Raw genomic sequence first — 20,215 nt, forward strand, 5'->3', positions numbered from 1 at the left:
GGGTCAGCAGCAGCCAATGGGGCTCGCTCAGGTGCAATCGTTGCCGGGTCGGGGCATTTTCCAATTGCGTCAGTAACTCTGGATCCGCATGCTCTTGCTGGCTGGCCAGCGCCTGAATGCCCAAACTTTGACCGGGAACGGTAGGGTAGCGATTCGGCAGGAACAGTAATGCCCATAAAGTGAGCATGATCAGAAACAAAGGGATGACGTAAAGACTCAAGCCGCGAATCAGGCGCTCGCTGGCCGAAGTAACAGGCTCAAAGCCGTGTGTCGGTATCCCTGGGGTGGTCATGATGGTGGTACAGCCTCCAGCGCTTACCATCGAACTGTCTGGCCACTGACAGCGAAATCTGTGCGTTCCCGGTTAGGACAGGACGCAACAGGCCGGGACTGCGATGCCTGCTGATGGCAGCGCAGTCCCGGCCTGTTTTACGGTCAGATTCGAGAGTTCTTTAAGGCTGAATGGTTGTTACCTGCATTCTTGCCCGCCTTTAAGGGAGCAATCGTTCGGTGGCAAACAAACTTTCCAGGCTTTCGCGGGGGCGGATCACATGAACCTGATCGCCGTCGACCAGAATCTCAGCCGCACGGGGGCGGGTGTTGTACTGGCTGGCCATGGTAAAGGCGTAGGCACCGGCGGACATGATGGCGACCAGATCGTCCTGTTTCAGATCCAGCTGACGGTCACGAGCCAGCCAGTCACCGCTTTCGCAGATGGGGCCAACCAGATCGTAGCGGGGAGTGGACTCGGTCACTGGACGAGGCTCTACCGCTTCCACGCCGTGCCAGGCGTCGTACAGAGTGGGACGAATCAAGTCGTTCATGGCGGCATCAATGATGGCGAAGTTTTTGGTCTCGCCATGCTTGAGGTATTCCACGCGGCTGAGCAGCACACCGGCATTGCCCACCATGGAGCGGCCTGGTTCCAGCACGATTTCCAGATGGCCCAGGCCATTCTTGTCCAGAGCGGCGAATACTTCGGTCAGCAGCTGGGTAGGGGTCACCAGGGTTTCGTCGGTGTAGCGAATGCCCAGACCACCGCCCAAATCCAGATGAGTCAGGTTCACGCCTTGCTCTTTCAGGGTCAGGATCAGCTTGATCAGCTTGTCCAGCGCATCCAGATAGGGGCTGACTTCGGTAATCTGCGAGCCGATATGACAGTCCACACCCACAATATTCAGGCTGGGCAGCTCTTGAGCGCGTGCGTAGATGCGGGGAGCCTGATCAATAGGCACGCCGAACTTGTTGTCTTTCAGCCCGGTGGAAATGTAGGGATGGGTGCGAGCATCCACGTCCGGATTCACGCGCAAGGAAACAGGCGCTTTCACATTCATGCGTTCAGCAACCTGTGCAACGCGCTCCAGCTCGCCTTCGGATTCAACGTTGAAGCACTTCACGCCTGCTTTCAGGGCAGCTTCAATTTCCCAAACCTGTTTGCCGACACCGGAGAACACCACTTTGCCTGGATCGCCACCGGCGGCGATGACACGGGCCAGCTCACCGCCCGAAACAATGTCAAAGCCGGTACCCAGACGGGCGAACTCTTGCAGAATGGCCAGGTTGGAGTTGGCCTTCATGCCATAGCACACCAACAACTTGCGGTCCTGGCCTGCCACTCGATAGGACTCCCAGGCGTCGCGCAAGGCTTGGCGGGAATACACATACAGAGGGGTGCCGAATTCTTCAGCCAGCTTGTTCAGGGGAACTTGCTCGGCGTGCAGCGTGTTGTTCTGAAATTGGAAGTGAGGTGCAACGGTCATGGTGTCGTCAAATAACAGAGGTTAAGCGAGCAGGGCGGAAATCAGCGCGGCGCTGTTTGGGCGTCCGCTGCTTCCTGCGCAGGAGGGTGGTACAAGGGGCCTTTGTAGCCGCAAGCGCTAAGAAAAACGCTAAGTGCCAGCAAGGCCAGCAGGCGGGAGGAACGTAGTTTGTTCATAAGGTGTTGAGCTAGTGCAGACAATGCAGAACATTATGCCATTGTGAGGGACAAAGCATAAAAAAACGCCGGCTAGGCCGGCGTTTGGGTACTGGATTTAGAAGGGGACGAAGGGCTGGGCTTGCGTGCCCGAAGAACCGGAGTCAGAGTCCAGTTGCCGCAGCAGGTCGCCAATACCATCGCTTTGATCGCTACCGCCTTGTTGCAGGGCACCGTCACCTGGGGAGGGCAGACCAACACGGGCAATCGCTTGTCCGGGTGGGAATTCGTCAAAGTAGAAGTCCCCGTTGATGCGCGACAGGCCGGAAGGCATGGGGCCTGGAGGCACGATAGGCTTGTCTTTGAGCGCGGCGCGCATGTAGTTGATCCAGATAGGCATGGAAGCGCCACCGCCGGTTTCACCCGAACCCAGGCTGCGTGGCTTGTCAAAGCCCATCCAGGCAATACCGACCAGATCTGGCGTGTAACCGGCAAACCAGGCGTCCTGGGAATCGTTGGTGGTCCCTGTCTTGCCACCAATGTCCGTACGCTTCAATTCGCGCGAGGAGCGGGCACCAGTACCGGAAGTTGCCACACCGCGCAGCAAATCGTTCATGACGTAAGCCGTACGGGCGTCGATGGCACGGGCAGCCGCATCACCGGCCACAATGGGCTTGGCACGCATGATGACTTTGTTGGTGCTGTCGGTTACGTAATCGATCAGGTAGGGCTCGGTGCGGTAACCGCCATTGGCAAAGACCGAGTAGGCGCCGGCCATTTGCAGAGGCGTTACGCTACCGGCGCCCAGAGCCAGCGGCAGCACGGCGGGTTGACGGGCTTTGTCGAAACCAAAGCGGGTCACATATTCCTGCACGTACTTGGGGCCGACGGCCTGCATGATACGGATGGACACCATGTTTTTGGATTTATACAAGCCTTGGCGCATGGTCAGCATGGGCTCGTAGGTGCGACCGTAGTTTTTGGGCGTCCAGGGCTTGGAGCCGGTCTGGGCGGCCGTCAGAACAAAAGGTTCGTCCGAAATCTGCGTAGCTGGAGTCAGACCGCGCTCCAGCGAGGAGGCGTAGATAAAGGGCTTGAAGGCCGAGCCGGGCTGACGCCAGGCTTGAGTGACGCGGTTGAACTTCCCGTCCGAGAAGTGGAAACCCCCCACCATGGCCTGAATAGCGCCGTCTTGCGGGCGTACCGACACAAAAGCCGCTTGCACCGCAGGCATATTGATCACTTCCCAGTAATCGCCATTGCGGAACAGATAGACCACGGAACCGCGCTGAATGCGCACGTCTGCCTTGGCGTTTTTCACCAGGCCACGAGCGACAATCTTTAGGGCGCGCTTGTCGTTGACATCAATAATTTGCTGGGCGGTACGGGCCACGCGAATCTGGTTGGGGCTGGCATCGAGCACCACACCGGTCAGCAAGTCGCCTGTGTCGGGGTACTTGTCCTGCAAGTCATCCAGAATGGAATCCAGCTGGGCGTGATCGTTTTCAATACCGGCAGGCAGATCCACCTGGCCTTGCGGGCCGGTGTAAGGGGCACGACGGGTGTAATCCAGGATACCGTTGCGTACGGCCAGGTAAGCCGCTTCCTGGTCGGTGGACTTGATCGTGGTGTAGATATTGAAGCCGCGCGAGTACACATTGTCCTGGTAGACGCCGTACAGCAGTTGGCGAGCCAGTTCAGCTGCGTATTCACCGTGGATGGCGTAGCCACCTGCAGGCGTACCCAGAGCCGATTTCACGACGATTTCCTGTGCCATCGCGTCCTGGTATTCCTGCTCAGTGATGTAGCCCAGGGTACGCATGCGGCCCAGCACATAGGCTTGGCGAGTTTTGGCACGCTCGAAGTTGGCAATGGGGTTGAAGCGCGAGGGGGCTTTGGGAATACCGGCCAGCATGGCGGCTTCTGCCGTGGTGATTTCGCCCAGTTGCTTGCCCAGATACGTTCGTGAGGCTGCTGCAAAACCATAAGCACGATGTCCCAGATAGATCTGGTTCATGTACAGATCCAGGATCTGGTCTTTGGTTAGCGTGGCTTCAATCTTGAAGGTCAGCAGCAGTTCGTAGAACTTGCGGGTATAGGTCTTTTCCGATGACAGGTAGAAGTTACGCGCTACCTGCATGGTGATCGTACTGGCCCCCTGGGTCTTGGACATATGGGTCATGTTGGCCAAGGCAGCGCGGCCAACACCCATCCAGTCAATACCGCCGTGCTGGTAGAAGCGATCGTCCTCGGCCGCCAGAATGGCCGATTTCATGACATCGGGAATTTCGTCAAAACGCAACACATTGCGGCGTTCTTCACCAAATTCGCCGATCAACACCTTATCCGCCGTGTAAATGCGCAGCGGCACTCGGGGGCGGTAGTCGATCATGGCGCTAAGGTCAGGCAGGTTTGGCCAGGCCAAAGCCAGCGCAAGCGACCCAAGCAGGACGGCACACAGACCAAGCCCCACAAAAAAGACCGAGGTCTTGATGATGAGGCGGGCAAGCCAGGAACCGGAGCTTTGCTCGGGTTTAGAATTGGGGGAGCGGGAAGAGGAACTCATTAGGGCTGATTTTAAAGTCCAAACGCAGCAGGACTGGGCCTCAAACCAAGTATCAATGTAACAAAATAATACTAAGCAAGCGGACTGTGCTTAGGGAAGGCTAATGGGATAATACACAAATGAACCACTCTTTACCCGCTGAGCTGATGCCTGTAGAACATCCTGATCCCTTAACAGACGCCGAGCTGCTCCATTTACAACAGACTGGCCCACGCCCCATTATTTTGGTAGGCATGATGGGAGCCGGTAAAACGACCATTGGTCGCCAATTGGCGCGGGAACTCAAGCGCGAGTTTATGGACCTGGACCACGAGCTGGAAGCCCGTAGCGGTGTGCGAGTGGCCACTATCTTTGAGTTCGAAGGCGAGCAAGGGTTCCGCAAACGCGAATCTGCGGTGCTCGATATTTGTTCGCGCCAGACCGGTATTGTGCTGGCAACGGGGGGCGGGGCCATTTTGTCCGAGGCCAATCGCCAGATCATCAAAGATCGCGGTATCGTAGTGTACTTGTGTGCCACCGTAGACGAGCTGTACCGTCGCGTGGCCCGAGACCGTAACCGGCCGCTGTTGCAAACAGCGGACCCACGCGCCCGCATCCAGGAACTGTTGCAAGCGCGCGAACCCCTCTATGAAGAAGTGGCGGATGTCCGCTTTGAAACTGGCTCGGCGCCAGTTCATCATGCGGTGCGCCACTTATTGTCCCTGTTGAAAGAACGAGGTTGCTAAATGTCTGTAGTGCATGTTGACGCCCAGGGTGGCGCTTATCCCATCCATATCGCCGCCGGGCGTCTGGCGCATCTTGCAGACACGGTGCCAGCCGATACGTCTGCCATTGCAATCGTCACCAATCCTACGGTGGCCGCCCTGTACCTGGCACCTGCAAAGGAAGCCCTGGCTGCAACCGGCAAGCCTGTTCATGTGATCGAGCTGCCCGATGGCGAAGCCTACAAGAACTGGGAATCCCTGAACCTGATTTTTGACGCGCTGCTGGGCGGTCACCTGGATCGCAAGGCCCTGATTGTGGCCTTGGGCGGTGGCGTTATCGGCGATATGGCCGGTTTTGCTGCGGCCTGCTTCATGCGGGGCGTGCGCTTTGTGCAAGTGCCGACGACCTTGCTGGCGCAGGTGGACTCCTCGGTGGGCGGCAAGACGGCGATCAACCACCCGCTGGGCAAGAATATGGTGGGCGCCTTCTACCAGCCTATCGCTGTAGAAGTGGATACGGACGTACTCAAGACTTTGCCTGCTCGTGAGATCTCCGCCGGTCTGGCGGAGGTTATCAAATACGGCATGATTTACGACCTGGACTTCTTCAACTGGTGTGAAGAGCAGATTGCGCCCATGCGTACGCTGGAACAAGAACAAATCGTCTATGCGATTCGTCGCTCCTGCGAGGTCAAGGCTGAAGTCGTTTCCCAGGACGAACGCGAATCTGGTCTGCGCGCCATTTTGAACTTTGGTCACACTTTTGGCCACGCGATCGAGTCCGGCATGGGCTACGGCCAATGGCTGCATGGTGAGGCCGTGGGCTGCGGCATGATTATGGCTGCCGAGCTCTCCGCCCTGGTTTGCGGCTTGCCCGCTCAGGATGTGGCCCGTATCAAGGCCCTGGTGCAAGCCAGCGGATGTCCGATCACTCCACCACAATGGCCTGCGGACCGTTGGCTGGAATTGATGCAGGTGGACAAGAAAAATGAAGGTGGCCAGCTGCGTTTTGTGCTGCTGGATAAATTAGGCCATGCCAAGGTGCAGGCGGTCGCGCCTGATGTGGTACGCCAGGCATTGGCCCGCTTTACAACGGTGGAACAGGAGTAAAACCTATGCAAATGCTTGCCGCTTATGCCTGTCACCCTGAACAGTCCCGCGGTCGGCGTTATGCAGAGGCAGCGCCCCAAGGCCGTAACGCCTTTCAGCGGGACCGCGACCGGATTATTCATTGCAATGCCTTTCGTTTGTTGGAATACAAAACCCAGGTTTTCATTAATCACGAAGGTGATTTGTTTCGAACACGATTGACGCATAGCCTGGAGGTGGCTCAGCTGGCGCGAGCCATCGCCCGCAATCTGGGTTTGCACGAAGACCTGATCGAAGCGATCTCCCTGGCTCATGATCTGGGCCACACTCCTTTTGGCCATGCAGGTCAGGACACCTTGAATAGCTGCATGCAAAGCCTGCGTCCCGAGGCCGGGGGCTTTGAGCATAATCTGCAAAGTCTGCGGGTGGTGGACGAGCTGGAAGAGCGCTATGCCGCCTTCAATGGCCTGAACCTGTGCTTTGAAACCCGCGAGGGGATTTTGAAGCATTGTTCGCTGAAGCACGCCCGCGAATTGGGCGAGGTCGGCCAGCGCTTTATTGATCGCACCCAACCGTCGCTGGAAGCCCAAATGGCCAATCTGGCCGATGAAATTGCTTACAACAATCACGATATTGATGACGGTTTGCGCTCCGGCCTGATCCGCTTGGAACAGTTGCTGGAACTGCGCCTGTTCAACAGTCATTACGAGCATGTACAAGCCCAATATCCGGGCTTGAGCGGTCAACGTTTGGTGGCGGAGATTATCCGCGGCATGATCAACACGCTAGTGGTGGATTTAACGGAAACCACGCGCGCCAAGCTGGAAGAGCATCGCCCGGACAGCGTGGATGCGATTCGTCATTTGCCTCGTTTGGCCGGATTCTCGCCAGAGATGCGGGCGCAGGCTGATGAGCTCAAACGCTTCTTGCACGCGAATCTGTATCGCCACTACAAAGTGGTGCGCATGATGAGCAAGGCGCAGAATATTGTGCGTGAACTGTTCCACGCTTTTCTGGATGATCCTCGTTTGCTGGCGGCGGAGCATCGCCGTGAAGACCCGATTGCTCAGGCCCGTGCCATTGCTGATTACATCGCTGGCATGACGGACCGCCATGCCATTCGCGAGCACGACGCTATCTTCAAGATGTAGCTCTTGCAGCCTGTGGTGGAGTTACGCGACCTGCTATCGGCCAGTAGCCGTGTGCTGTTCAGGAGCTCTTCTTCATTGATAAAGCGCCAAAAAACCATGTTTTGGTGCTCGAGGCCTGAACAGCGTGGTCTTTTAAGGGAGACAGCCTTTAGCGCTGCAATAAAGGCTTCAGATAGCGCCCGGTATGGCTTTGCTCGCAAGCAGCAACAGTCTCCGGGGTGCCTTGCACCACAATCTGCCCACCGCCCTGGCCACCTTCCGGTCCCATGTCCACAATCCAGTCTGCCGTTTTGATCACATCCAGATTGTGCTCAATTACAACCACGCTATTGCCCGACTCAACCAGTTTGTCCAGCACTTCCAGCAAGACAGCAATGTCCTGAAAGTGCAGGCCGGTTGTGGGCTCGTCCAGCACATACAAGGTTTGACCGGTACTGCGTTTGGACAGCTCCAGTGACAATTTCACCCGCTGCGCCTCACCACCAGACAGGGTAGTCGCGCTTTGACCCAGGCGGATGTAGGACAAGCCCACATCAATCAAGGTAGTCAATTTACGCGCGACCGCTGGCACCGCATCAAAGTATTCCAGCGCCTGTTCAACCGTCAGGTCCAGCACTTCGCTGATATTGCGGCCTCGGTAGCGAATGTCCAGCGTTTCACGGTTGTAGCGACGGCCCTGGCAGACATCACAAGGTACATAGACGTCCGGCAGGAAGTGCATCTCTACCTTGACCACGCCATCGCCCTGACAAGCCTCGCAGCGGCCGCCTTTAACGTTAAAGGAGAAGCGGCCTGGGTCGTAGCCACGCAATCGTGCCTCGGGCACGCTGGCGAACAGCTCACGAATAGCCGTGAACATGCCCGTGTAGGTGGCTGGATTACTGCGTGGGGTACGACCAATCGGGGTTTGATCGACGTTGATGATCTTGTCGAAATGCTCCAGGCCTTCCATACGATCGTAGGGCGCCGGTTCGGCGTGGGCACGGTGCAGCAAATGCGAGAAGGCGGTTGCCAGCGTGTCGTTGATCAGCGTGGACTTGCCCGAGCCGGACACGCCCGTAATGCAGACTAGTCGCCCAGCCGGAATCGCCAAATCAACAGACTTCAGGTTATTGCCGCTGGCACCGTACAGACGCAGCCAGTTCAGGCTGTCATCCACCGGGCGACGCTTGGGGATGGCAATCTGGCGCTTGCCGGACAGGTACTGGCCGGTCAGAGAGTCAGGGTTCTGGGCCAGATCTGCGGGTGAACCTTGAGCGGTAATTTGACCGCCATGTTCGCCAGCGCCGGGGCCCATATCGATGACATAGTCGGCGGTGCGTATCATGTCCTCGTCGTGCTCGACCACAATCACGCTATTACCCAGGTCCCGCAGGTGTTGCAGGGTCTGGATCAGCTTGTCGTTATCGCGTTGGTGCAGGCCAATGGAAGGCTCGTCCAGCACGTACATCACGCCGGTCAGACCGGAACCGATCTGGCTGGCCAGACGAATGCGCTGGGCCTCGCCACCGGAAATGGTGTCGGCGCTGCGGTCCAGAGACAGGTAGTTCAGACCCACATTGTTCAAAAACTCCAGCCGCAGGCGGATTTCACGCACGATGCGGTCGGCAATTTCTTTTTTCGCACCCGTCAGCGACAGGCGCTCGAACCAGGCCAGGCAGTCGGACAGGGCCAGGGCTTCGACTTCATAGATGGCCAGTCCTTTGGCTTGTCCTTGTGCTGCGGAGTGAGTCTGCGTGCACTGTGCGGCATTGTCAGACAGCTGGTCGACATTGAGGGTTGCGGAGTGGGCAGACGCGGTGCCTGCATGATGCTTGCACCCAGTATGGCTGGGAATCGGATCATCCCCGATACGGACGTGACGCGCCTCCAGACGCAGGCGTGCGCCATGGCAGGCTGGGCAGGTCTGAGTGCGACGCAGCTTGTTCAGTTCCTCGCGCACGGCGCTGGAATCGGTTTCCGCCCAGCGACGTTGCAAATTCGGAATCACCCCTTCAAATGGGTGAGTTTTCACGGTGGTGCGGCCTTTCTCATTCAAATAGAGAAAGGGGATTTCTTCCGCGCCGGAGCCATACAGCACGGTGCGACGTAGCGCTTCGGGCAGGGACTCGAAGGGGGCCTCTATATCAAAGTGATAATGGGCCGCCAGGCTGGTCAGCAAAGTGTAGGTAAAGGCATTGCGTCGGTCCCAGCCCGCAATGGCACCGCCTGCCAGGCTCAGTTCCGGAAAGGCCACCACCCGTTCGGGGTCGAATACATCCACTTGCCCCAGGCCGCTACAGTCCGGGCAGGCTCCTGCTGGATTGTTGAAACTGAACAGGCGTGGCTCCAGCTCGGGCAAGGAGTAATCGCAGACCGGGCAGGCGTAGTGACTGGAATAGGGCTGTTCCAGGCCCGTGTCCAGATTCACCACCAGACAACGACCGTTGCTGGTGGACAGGGCGGTTTCCAGGCTCTCGGCCAGACGCTGCTGGCTATCGGGCCGAATGCGCAGACGGTCTATGACCAGGTCCAGGTCGTGTGCCTGTTGGGCATTGAGTGCAGGCAGATCTTCAATGCTGGAGATCTCGCCATCGACGCGTACCCGTACAAAGCCTTGGGCTTGCAGGCCGCGCAGTTCAAGCTGCAGGTCACCAACCAGGCCACGGTGCATGGGTGCCAGCACAGCAATACGGGTTTCAGGCTCCCATTGCAGAATCTGGTCTACCATCTGGCTCACGCTATGAGCCTGCAAGGCCAAGTGGTGTTCCGGGCAGTAAGGAGTCCCGACCCGCGCGTACAATAGGCGCAAATAATCGTGGATTTCGGTAGTGGTCCCCACGGTGGAACGCGGGTTATGGCCTGCTGCTTTTTGCTCGATGGCAATGGCAGGCGACAAACCTTCGATCAAGTCCACATCTGGCTTGTCCATCAGTTGCAAGAACTGACGTGCATAAGCGGACAGGCTTTCCACATAGCGCCGCTGGCCTTCGGCATACAAAGTGTCGAAGGCTAGAGAGGATTTTCCAGAACCGGACAGCCCCGTCAGCACGACCAACTGGTGGCGTGGCAGGTCTACGGAGACATTTTTCAGGTTGTGGGTACGGGCACCACGAATGCGGATGGCTTCCATCGCTTTATTTAGGCTTGTCAAAAGGCAACTTGCTACTATAGCGCGTTGCGTCAGAATTTATGTGAACGGGTATCCGGGCTCTCTGCTAGCCCAGTTGTGACAGAGTATTAAATGAGTACACACCAAACCATGAATACGGCCGGATCGCGCCCAGCGCGCCTGAGTCTGACTCAGCAAGAGCGCAAGGCCAGCATCCTGCTTGCCCTGTTGTTTGCCTGTCGAATGCTGGGTCTGTTTTTGCTGACCCCGGTCTTTGCAGTGGCCGCGCACTCCTTGCCCGGCGGTAACGACGCCGCCCGTGTGGGTCTGGCATTGGGTGCCTATGGTCTGACGCAGGCTGTCTTGCAGATTCCCTTGGGGATGGCATCGGACCGTTTTGGACGCAGGCCGATTATCGTCATCGGCATGGCCTTGTTCGTGATCGGCGGGGTGATCTCCGCGCTGGCCCAGAATATTGACTGGGTGACGGTAGGCCGCTGTATTCAAGGTCTGGGGGCAGTTTCAGCGGCAATTTCCGCCTGGGTTGCCGACTCCACCCGTCCCGAAGTGCGCACACGTGCCATGGCGATGGTGGGTGGCTCGATTGGGCTGTCTTTTGCTGTATCGCTGGTGCTCTCGCCAGTGCTGGTGGGGCAATTTGGTTTGTCGGGACTGTTCTGGGCCATCAGTTTGCTGGGCTTTGTCTGCTTGTTGATTGCCGCTTTTGTCGTGCCCAGCGCGCCTAAAGCACCCGCCTCGATTGTGCAGGTTACCGCCGGACAGGTGTTGCGTCATTTGGATCTGCTGCGCCTGAACTTTGGCGTGTTCTGTCTGCACTTTATCCTGATGTCCCTGTTCATCGTCGTACCGGGCATTCTGGCGACCTTGGGTGGCTACGGCACTCAGGATTTGTGGAAGGTGTACTTGCCCGTTATTCTGGTTTCTTTTGTGCTGATGGTGCCAGCGGTGTTTTGGACAGAAACCCGCAAGCGTCACAAGCATGCGCTGGAACTGTCTGTATTGCTGCTGATTGTGGTGCTGGCCGTGATGCCATGGGCGCGCGATTCGCTGGTTCCCATGGTGGCCGCGCTGACGTTTTTCTTCATCGGCTTTAATGTGCTGGAAGCCTTGCAGCCTTCCTTGGTGTCGCGTGTGGCGCCACCAGAATACAAAGGTTTGGCGCTGGGTTTTTACAACACCTCTCAGTCCCTGGGCGTGTTTGCCGGCGGCCTGATCGGCGGCATCCTGGCAGGGCGAGGGCTCACCCAATGGGTCTTGTGGACCGGCGCTGCCCTGGCTTTGCTCTGGTTGCTGACAGCGCGTGGTTTCAAAGACAAATATTAAAAGGCATTGCCTGTTACGCTTGTGCAAAGACGTGGCAGGCAGCAACAAGTAAAGTGGCTGGATTGGCCGCAAGAATCAAGAGCTGGGCGGAACAGGCGACACCATCAGGTGCTTAGCCATATACGCCGTTCAAGGTGCCGTAACAGGATCGATGGCATGGATAAAACTGCCCTTCCCGGAGCGGGGAGGGAGTGTTAATTAAGGCACGAATCCACGATAATACGGCTTGATTTAGAATTTTTGACTACAGGATTTTTTCATGGCATCGGTAAATAAAGTCATTCTGGTGGGCAATCTTGGCCGCGACCCAGAAGTACGCTACAGCGCAGAAGGCTCGGCTATCTGCAATATTTCCATTGCCACGACTTCGCAGTGGAAAGACCGTACCTCCGGCGAGCGCCGTGAGGAAACCGAATGGCACCGTGTGGTGTTCTACAACCGTCTGGCTGAAATTGCAGGTGAGTACCTGCGTAAAGGCCGCCCTGTTTACGTAGAAGGTCGTCTGCGCACCCGTAAATGGACAGGCCAGGACGGTCAGGAGCGTTTCACGACCGAAATCATTGCCGAGCAAATGCAAATGCTGGGTGGCCGTGACGGTGGTGATATGGGCGGCGGCAGCATGGGTGGTGGCGAATACGGTGGTGGCGGTGGTGCACCAGCTCCGCAACGTGCTCAGCGCCCAGCGCCTCAACAACAGCAGCAACAACAGGCCCCACGTAATAACGCTCCTATGTCGGACAATCTGGCCGATATGGATGACGATATTCCGTTCTAATTGGGCAAGATGAAGCTCGGCCTGGCCCTGTCAGGACAAAGGGTCTCTCTTTCCTGAACTGTTGATTGGCTCGGCAATACTAAAAACCCCCGGCGAATTTAAAATTCACCGGGGTTTTTTATGCATCTCTGCGCGGCGCTGCGGCGCAAGAGTGGGACAGAATGGGCTGCCTTGTCGTACTGCGATTAGAAACGGTGCGTGAGTGTAGCCAAGGCAGTGCGCCCTTCGCCGTAATATACCGAGTTGTAAAAGCCCATGGCACGGTAATAGCGTTTATCGGCCAGGTTACGCACATTGAGCTGCAACTGGGTTCGTTTGCCAAGGTCGTATTGCGCCATCAGATCGAACAAGGCATAAGGTTTTTGTTCAACCGATGCGGACTGTTCGCCGTAATAGCCTTGTGCATGGGTGCGGCTTTGCCAACGTATTCCCGCTCCTACCACCAGGTTCTTCAAGGTGCCTGGCAATCGGTACGTGGTATTGAGCTTGAGCATTTGTTCGGGTTGCGTAGTCTGGACCTTGCGCCCTTCGTTGTCCTTGGACACGCGGTAGGTATAGCCGATAAAGGCATTCCAGCCAGGGCTTAGTTCGCCGGCCAGTTCCAGTTCCACGCCCCGCGTTCGTGTGCCATCCAGCATTTCGTACCACGATTCGTTACGAGCGACATCAAAGCCGCCGTACTCGGCCACGTCTTTCTGATTGGTCTGGAAAACAGCCAGCGATCCGTTCAGGCGTCCATCCAGGTAGGACGCTTTGATACCTGCCTCGTAGTTGTGTCCGTACGCTGGCCCTGTCATTTCCCAGTCTTTGGTCTTGTACATCTGGGGCTGGAAGATGTTGGTGTAGCTGGCATAGACCGTATAAGTGTCATTCAGGTCATAGGTCACGCCCAGATACGGTGTTATTTCCGAGTAGCGCTGTGACTGGGACAGAATGATGGGGGTGGTGCCCGGTGTCCATTGGTTCCAGCGGTACTCATCGGCTTCCCAGCGTGTCCAGCGTGCCCCGGCGAGCAGGTGCAGATCATCGCTCAAATTAAAGCGGGTTGTGCCGAAAATTCCCGTCTGGGTGGTACGCAGGATTTGATCGGAGACGGCTTGATCCCAGACAGGTTCTGGCCAGTTGCCGTGCCAGTCATGAATATTGGGTATGGGATAGCTTGCCTGGTCGGAAGAATTCCATCCCTTGGTTTGACTACGAGATTTGGAGTGTGAGAAGCCCAGATTGAACTCGTGGTTTGCTCCCAGCAGATCGAAATCCCCTGTCAATGAGCCGCCATATACATCTTGCTTGCTATCGCCTTTGTATTTGCGCAGGGTGGGTGTCCCGGATAGCAAGCCCGTATTGGCATCGACAGGAAAGTCGGCGGCAAACAACAGGGAGGCATCAAAGTCATTGTTCAGCCTGGAATAGGACAGTCTGCCGTCCCAGCCATTGGCAAATGTGTGCTCCAGCGAGGCAAAGTATTCTGTCGCGTCGGTATCCCAGGTCGTCCATTTGGCGCCGACCGTTTGCCCTTTCTCCCAATCGACTTGCTCGCCATTGGTGCCAAAAATGGGCAAACCACCCCACATAACGCCTTTGGGACGAGAACGCTGAGTGGACACACCTGCGCTCAAGGTGGTAGCTTCACCCACGTCGGCTTCGATAATGCCGTAGAGAACATCGCGTTTTTTGCGATAAAAATCCAGCGTATCGCCTCTTCGCTCTTTGGCACCGACCAGGCGGGCGCGCAAGGAGCCTGACTCGTTCAGTGCAGAGGATAGATCCAGCTCGCCGCGGTAGGTATCGTTGCTGCCGCCCATGGCGCGGATAGTGCCCTGGAACTCACGGCCAGGACGTTTGCGGATGAAGTTCATGGAGCCGCCTGGGTTGCCGGTACCACTCATCAGGCCCGTTGCACCGCGAATAATCTCTACGTGATCATAGATAATCGGATCCAGATTGCCATCTCCGAACTGGTAGGTATCGTCCAACGGCTTGACCACACCATCAAACTGCATGGTGTCCATCTTGAAACCGCGTGAATAGTAGCTGAGCCGGTCAGTTTCGCTTTGCTGCACGTTCATGCCGGTGGCATTTTCCATAATGTCGCGCACGCTGCTCATCGCGTGATCATCCAGTTGTTGTCGGGTCAGGCTGCTGGTTGATTGTGGAGTATCGCGTTGCGTCAGAATCAGGCCGTTGGCCGAGCGCATCCAGTCAGTTGTATAGGAGCCTGTATGTTCCGTGGTATCGCCTGCACCGCGCACCACAACGGTGCCCAGTTGCGTGATGGGGGCGTTGGGAGTGTCCGTCAGGGTATAGCTGCCGTCAGTTTGCCGCTGAATCTGCAAGGGGGTTTGACTCAGGAGCTGTGCAAAACCCTCGTCAAGGCTATGAATTCCTTGCAGGCCAGGGGTCTGAAGGCCATCGGTTTGGGAGGGAGGGAATGAGAGCAGCACCTGCATGTGCTGGGCGTAACGTGCCAGAGCCGGTCCCAACGGCCCGGCAGGAATGTTAATGGCGCGCCCGCTGTTTTGCGCTGACCCTTGTGCCCATACGAGGGAGCTGGGGGGCAGGACACCTAACAAGGAGATCAGGATGGCAGTGGCCAGGGGGGCCAAGGTATGGCGCGGCTGGCAGGTGCCGCGAGAGTGCAGGGAAGGGGTGTACATAGTGTTTGGTTTCCGGGAAGAGGTTTACTACTTCACCCTGTATGCCAAACGAGATTGGAAAAGTGACAATTTTTAGTGCTTAACGTGCAATGATCCGCGTCCAGTACGCCGTGCGGCGTTCTGTTCGAACTGGTAAAACTCGTTCGATAGCACTAAGGCTGCGCTCAATGTCGCTTAAGGGGTAGGCACCAGAGATGCGCAGCGCGCCCACGGCTGGATCACAACTAAGAAAGCCTGGCTGGTAGCGGGCCAGGGCGGCTATCAATTCATCAAGGCGCATATTGTCGGCATAGAGCATGCCATCTAGCCAGGCGTGTTGTTGAGTGGGCATAGCCGTGGGGATGCTGGCTCGGTGCGCGTCCAGTGTGGAGCTCATGCCTGCGGGCACGATCGTGGTCAAGTTAGCGGCCAGCGCAGGTTCCAGCCTGACGCTGCCTTGACTGACATGAATATGGGCTCTGTCTTCGCTCCAGTAAACAGAGAACTGCGTGCCCAACGCCACGATTCGCCCTGCTGGGGTGCTGACCACCAATGATCTGGCTGGCAAGTGAGGATCGGCGTGCGTTGCAATGTGGATTTCTCCCCGGCGCAGCTTGATTTCACGGATTTGATTGTTATAGGAAATGTCGACAGCGCTATCCGTGTTCAGGCTTAGCTGGCTGCCATCTTCAAGTGTAGTCTGCCGGCGCTGGCCAACGGCCGTGCGCTGATCAGCGGTCCATACCTGCAGGGGAAGCTGCTGAATCAATGCCGCACTGGCACCAGCGGTCAGCACAAAGGCAAAAGACTTGAGTACGGTACGTCGGCGTCGAAAGAGCGGTGTGCTTAATGCATGGAAACCAGCGGCCTGATCAAACTGGCCAAATTGCTGATTCAGTAATTCGATACGTTTCCAGGCATGTTGATGCAAGGGGCTGGCGGCGAGCCATGCTTGCCAGGCTTGGTGGTCGGCGGGAGTGCACTCTTCCGCGCTCAAGCGCACAAACCATTCGCTGGCCGTAGCGATGACCTTTTCAGGCAAGTTTCCCGTATCCGGTGGATTCAACACGATGTCAGGCAATGTCGAATAGCCAGGGCTAAGTACTGCCGAACCGAACTGACAGAAACTTGCAGCTGTGCAGCGATCTGTGCGTGTTTCAGCCCCTCTAGCTGCAGCAATAAAAAGGCCTGGCGGGCTTTGGGAGGCAGGCCGTCAAGTAGTTTGTCTATCTCGACCAGTGCTTCCACGGCCAGGGCACGACGCTCCGGGGACGGCGCAGAATCGTCTTGGCGAGCAGCCAGTGCTTGCAGATAGGCACGCTCGATATCTCGTCGACGAAACATATTGACCAGCAGGCCGTGTGCGATGGTAACCAGATAAGCACGAGGTTCGCGAAAGCTGCGAACATCGTCACGGCGCATGAGCACTTTCAGGTAAGTGTCGTGGGTCAGGTCCGCCGCATCCTCCGGGCATCCGGTTTTGCGACGCAGCCAGTCGCACAGCCAAGACTGGTGCTGGCTGTAGAGCCCTTCAAACGAGGCGTCCGGACTGCTTTGGGTCATGATCAGGTGGAAATATACGACAGTTGCTAATAATAACCATTATCAATAATTGATCGCAATGTCCCACACAAACAATGCCTGGTTCGTACAAACACCAATGTGTACCAATATCAATTTTTGTATACAATCCATAAAAAATGAATGCAAAATAGGAAAACAATGACCACGATCAAAACAGCAAGTCACAGCGATGGGGTGTATGAGTCGGTGCGGGCTCACGTTCTTGGCCTGGTGAAAAACATTGATGAGCCCGTGCGGGTTCGGGAAGAAGAACTGGCCAAGATGCTCAATGTCAGCCGCACGCCGGTACGGGAAGCACTGCTGCGTCTGGGGCAGGAAGGTATTTTGACCATGGAGCCTCGTCGCGGTGCCTTGCTCTCGCCCTTGACCAAGCAGGACTACATCGAATGGCTGAAGCTGCGCATTGAACTGGAAGCCTTTGCGGCGCGTGAAGCCGCCTTGAATGCCTCGCAGCGGGATGTGGATGCCTTGCGCGCGCTGTTTGCCCCCTTCAATCAAGACAATGTGGAAGAGCGTGTCAGCGAATATGCGGCAGCCAATGTGGAATTCCACGCGGCCATCATGCGTCTGGCTGCAAACAGCTTGCTGGAGAGGGTGTGGAAGTCCTTTGGGCACCGCGACATGCTCAAGACCAAAACCATCGAGCGCCTGAAACGTGCGCACGAGTCTTTGGCCGAGCACCTGGCCATGATCGACGCGATTGAAAAACGGGACGCAGCGCTGGCAGATCGTCTGGCGCGCGAGCACGTTCAAGGGTTGCTGACGCAAACCTTGAACAGTTCCAACAACATCCGATAAGGAGGTTTGCTGTCATGAAGTTACTGACCTTTGTAGCCGCAGGGGAAACGCATTTGGGCGGCATGCTGGACGATGATCGGGTGGTGGATCTGACACAGGCCTGGAGGATGTACGAGCATCCTTTACGTGCTCGGCAGGCTCCCACTGAAGTCATCGACGCTATTTTTATGGGCGATGAGATCCTGATCAGTCTGCAGCTTTTGATGGAGCAGGCAAGCCAGGCCAAGGCTCCCGTCCATGCTGCTTCAGATCTGTGCTTTCTGGCTCCTGTCCCGAATCCGGCCAAAAACATTTTCTGTGTGGGGCGTAATTACCGCGCCCATATCGTGGAAGGCAATCTGGCACGTGGTCGTGCGGCGGATGACTTCCCCAAAGCCCTGGAGTTCTTCAGCAAACCGCCCACCACGGTGGTGGGGCATCAGGCCCTGGTCAGCCGCCATGCGGCCCACACCAAGATGCTGGATTATGAAGTGGAGCTGGGCATTGTGATCGGCAAGGAAGGCCGGGACATTCCAGTTGAAGACGCGTTGGACTATGTCTTTGGCTACACGGTGATCAACGATATTACGGCGCGTGATCTGCAAGCGCTGCATGGTCAGTGGTTCAAGGGCAAGTCACTGGACGGCACCTGCCCGATTGGGCCGGTAGTGGCATTGAAGACCTCCATTGCCGACCCCAACGCGCTGGATCTTGAATTGGAAGTGAATGGCGAACTGCGCCAATCAGCCAATACGTCGGACATGTTGTTCGATGTGTCCAACATCATCGCCCAGTTGTCGGCGGGCATGACCTTGGAGCCTGGGGACATTATTGCAACAGGCACGCCCTCCGGGGTTGGCTTTGCCATGCAGCCTCCACGCTCTTTGGAACCAGGCGATGTCATCAAAGCTCGTATCCCCGCTATAGGCGAGCTGGTCACTACTATTGAGTAAGGTTGACGACTATGCGCTTTAAATTAATCCTGTCAGGCGTGGCTGTATTAAGCGCTTTAACGGCTGTGCCCTCGCTTGCGACGGCACAGGAATATCCCACCAAACCCATCACCATCATTGTTCCGTTCCCGGCGGGCGGCACACTGGATAATCTGACCCGCAGTCTGGCGCAGAAAATGTCGGATGACTTCAAACAGCCTGTCATCATCGACAACAAACCCGGTGCCGGTACGGTGATTGGTACGGAAATCGTGGCCCGCGCCGCGCCGGATGGCTATACCTTGGGGATGGTGGCAAACAGTTTTGCCATCAATCCCAGCCTTTACAACAACTTGCGTTACGACACGGTGAAGGACTTTACGCCGGTTAGCTGGGTGGCCTACACACCGCACCTGCTGGTGGCGAATCCGGATGTGCCGGTCAAGAGCCTGGCGGATGTCATTGCTACAGCGAAATCCAAACCGGGCGAGCTGTCCTTTGCGTCCTTTGGTGCAGGTACATCGCCGCATATTGCCATTGAACGCTTGAAAGCAGAAGCCAAGATTGATGTGCTGCATATTCCGTACAAAGGCCAGGCTCCGGCTTTGAACGATTTGCTGGGCGGTCATGTAGACATGATGTTTGCTAACACGCCTGATGTTTTGCCCCACGTGAAATCCGGCAAGCTGCGTGCAATTGCTTTGGCGAACGATACTCGTCTGGAATCTATCCCCGACGTGCCTACTTTCAAAGAAGCAGGCGTGGACAATATGAACTCCAACTCCTGGTATGGCGTGATAGTGCCTTCTGGTACCCCAGCACCGATTGTGGAGAAGCTCAGTGCTGAATTTGTCCGTATTGTGAACCTGCCCGAAATTCGTGAACGCTTGTTGGCCCAAGGACTGGAACCTGCGGGTACGACGTCGGCCGAGTTTGCCGAGTATCTGAAGTCTGAAATGGAAATGGCCGCCAAAGTGGTAAAAGCCTCCGGCGCCAGCGTGCAGTAAACCCTTAACGAATACGAAAGAGCCCAGAGAGCTCAAGCTACTAATCAGGAGATGAATATGATCAAAGAAATTATCCGTTCCGACAAAGTGACTCCCCCTCGTGCCCCCTTGTCGCCTGCTGTGCGATCCAATGGCTTTGTGTTTGTGTCGGGCCAGCCAGGTTTTTTTGATGATCGCCAGATCGCTGAAAACGACTTCGACGCACAGATGCACCAGGTCATGGCCAATGTGAAAGCGCTGCTGGAAGAAGCAGGCTCCAGCCTGGACCATATCGTCAAAGCCAATGTGATTTTGAAGCACGCCGGTGACTTTGCCCGCATGAACGAGATCTATCGTACTTACTTCAAGGACGGCGAATACCCGGCCCGCACCACGATTGCGGCGGATATGGGGAACCCCTTGTTCCTGCTGGAAATTGAATGCATCGCCGCTGTCGCGGAATGATGAAATGAAAAAAGGCCGACATGAAGTCGGCCTTTCAGACTGCTGATAAACCCCTGGTTTTGCGCCCTGGGGTTTATTTTTTTGTTCTCCCGCCCAGGCGATGAGGTGTCGCTCACGATTCTACGGTTTTCGGTCGATCAGGCCTCAGATCACACCATCAGGCCGTTTGCGGGCCGGGGGCAAGCTCGCAGGCGCGTGAA

General features: G+C 56.7%; 16 protein-coding genes and 1 pseudogene. 9 read left to right on the forward strand and 8 right to left on the reverse strand.

All coding sequences use genetic code 11. The annotated features are described in order from the left end of the window. The 4 genes and pseudogenes from KOE80_RS19545 to KOE80_RS19560 form a co-directional block, all read right to left on the reverse strand. Positions 1 to 292: pseudogene (locus tag KOE80_RS19545) on the reverse strand (diguanylate cyclase); the annotation flags it as partial. A gap of 199 nt (positions 293 to 491) precedes the next feature. Next, positions 492 to 1,760 (reverse strand): diaminopimelate decarboxylase, encoded by a 1,269-nt coding sequence (lysA, locus tag KOE80_RS19550; protein ID WP_226349793.1) that lies wholly within the window; start codon positions 1,758 to 1,760, stop codon positions 492 to 494. Between the two features lie 41 nt (positions 1,761 to 1,801). Then, positions 1,802 to 1,936, reverse strand: a complete 135-nt coding sequence (gene lptM / locus KOE80_RS19555; protein WP_080655585.1) for an LPS translocon maturation chaperone LptM — start codon at positions 1,934 to 1,936, stop codon at positions 1,802 to 1,804. Positions 1,937 to 2,033: 97 nt separating this feature from the next. Further along, positions 2,034 to 4,481, reverse strand: a complete 2,448-nt coding sequence (locus KOE80_RS19560) for a penicillin-binding protein 1A (RefSeq protein ID WP_226349794.1) — start codon at positions 4,479 to 4,481, stop codon at positions 2,034 to 2,036. Positions 4,482 to 4,600: 119 nt separating this feature from the next. Between KOE80_RS19560 and KOE80_RS19565 the strand changes: the two genes are divergently transcribed. From KOE80_RS19565 to KOE80_RS19575, 3 genes are read left to right on the forward strand one after another with little or no spacing between them, the layout of a single operon-like run. Continuing rightward, positions 4,601 to 5,206: a shikimate kinase gene (locus tag KOE80_RS19565; RefSeq protein WP_009461975.1), complete on the forward strand. Its 606-nt coding sequence runs from the start codon at positions 4,601 to 4,603 to the stop codon at positions 5,204 to 5,206. Then, on the forward strand, positions 5,207 to 6,295 hold the full coding sequence (gene aroB / locus KOE80_RS19570) for a 3-dehydroquinate synthase (RefSeq protein WP_022983678.1): 1,089 nt from the start codon (positions 5,207 to 5,209) through the stop codon (positions 6,293 to 6,295). It begins immediately after the preceding gene. Positions 6,296 to 6,300: 5 nt separating this feature from the next. Further along, positions 6,301 to 7,425 (forward strand): deoxyguanosinetriphosphate triphosphohydrolase, encoded by a 1,125-nt coding sequence (locus tag KOE80_RS19575; RefSeq protein ID WP_009461973.1) that lies wholly within the window; start codon positions 6,301 to 6,303, stop codon positions 7,423 to 7,425. Positions 7,426 to 7,573: 148 nt separating this feature from the next. On the opposite strand, the gene uvrA is transcribed toward KOE80_RS19575, so the two are convergent. Then, complete coding sequence (gene uvrA, locus KOE80_RS19580; RefSeq protein WP_226349798.1) at positions 7,574 to 10,537, reverse strand: excinuclease ABC subunit UvrA; 2,964 nt, start codon at positions 10,535 to 10,537, stop codon at positions 7,574 to 7,576. A gap of 111 nt (positions 10,538 to 10,648) precedes the next feature. Here uvrA and KOE80_RS19585 point away from each other — a divergent pair, with 111 nt between their 5' ends. Together KOE80_RS19585 and ssb are read left to right on the forward strand one after the other, a co-directional pair. Next, positions 10,649 to 11,860 carry an MFS transporter gene (locus KOE80_RS19585; RefSeq protein WP_022983677.1) on the forward strand — a complete coding sequence of 404 codons (1,212 nt, stop codon included), beginning with the start codon at positions 10,649 to 10,651 and terminating at the stop codon, positions 11,858 to 11,860. Between the two features lie 259 nt (positions 11,861 to 12,119). Next, complete coding sequence (ssb, locus tag KOE80_RS19590; RefSeq protein WP_035269622.1) at positions 12,120 to 12,635, forward strand: single-stranded DNA-binding protein; 516 nt, start codon at positions 12,120 to 12,122, stop codon at positions 12,633 to 12,635. Positions 12,636 to 12,820: 185 nt separating this feature from the next. Here ssb and KOE80_RS19595 read toward each other — a convergent pair whose 3' ends face one another. From KOE80_RS19595 to KOE80_RS19605, 3 genes are all read right to left on the reverse strand, one after another. Beyond that, entirely contained in the window at positions 12,821 to 15,292 is a 2,472-nt protein-coding gene (locus KOE80_RS19595; protein WP_226349795.1) for a TonB-dependent siderophore receptor, read from the reverse strand. Between the two features lie 79 nt (positions 15,293 to 15,371). Further along, complete coding sequence (locus KOE80_RS19600) at positions 15,372 to 16,313, reverse strand: FecR domain-containing protein (RefSeq protein WP_035269623.1); 942 nt, start codon at positions 16,311 to 16,313, stop codon at positions 15,372 to 15,374. Positions 16,314 to 16,333: 20 nt separating this feature from the next. Continuing rightward, positions 16,334 to 16,834, reverse strand: coding sequence for a sigma-70 family RNA polymerase sigma factor (locus KOE80_RS19605; RefSeq protein ID WP_083055026.1), 501 nt, complete (start codon positions 16,832 to 16,834; stop codon positions 16,334 to 16,336). Between the two features lie 159 nt (positions 16,835 to 16,993). On the opposite strand from KOE80_RS19605, the gene KOE80_RS19610 reads away from it, so the two are divergent. Genes KOE80_RS19610 through KOE80_RS19625 form a run of 4 tightly spaced genes read left to right on the forward strand, consistent with a single transcriptional unit; the run spans position 16,994 to position 20,015 of the window. Then, positions 16,994 to 17,653, forward strand: coding sequence for a GntR family transcriptional regulator (locus tag KOE80_RS19610; protein WP_226349796.1), 660 nt, complete (start codon positions 16,994 to 16,996; stop codon positions 17,651 to 17,653). A gap of 14 nt (positions 17,654 to 17,667) precedes the next feature. Then, entirely contained in the window at positions 17,668 to 18,585 is a 918-nt protein-coding gene (locus KOE80_RS19615) for a fumarylacetoacetate hydrolase family protein (protein WP_035269627.1), read from the forward strand. Positions 18,586 to 18,596: 11 nt separating this feature from the next. Further along, on the forward strand, positions 18,597 to 19,571 hold the full coding sequence (locus tag KOE80_RS19620) for a Bug family tripartite tricarboxylate transporter substrate binding protein (RefSeq protein WP_226349797.1): 975 nt from the start codon (positions 18,597 to 18,599) through the stop codon (positions 19,569 to 19,571). Between the two features lie 57 nt (positions 19,572 to 19,628). Continuing rightward, the gene (locus KOE80_RS19625) at positions 19,629 to 20,015 is read left to right on the forward strand and encodes a RidA family protein (RefSeq protein ID WP_157667189.1); all 387 of its coding nucleotides are present in this window, start codon (positions 19,629 to 19,631) and stop codon (positions 20,013 to 20,015) included. Positions 20,016 to 20,215 lie beyond the last annotated feature (200 nt).

This window comes from Alcaligenes sp. 13f (genome assembly GCF_020496585.1).
In the GTDB taxonomy this organism is placed as follows: Bacteria; Pseudomonadota; Gammaproteobacteria; order Burkholderiales; family Burkholderiaceae_B; genus Alcaligenes; species Alcaligenes phenolicus.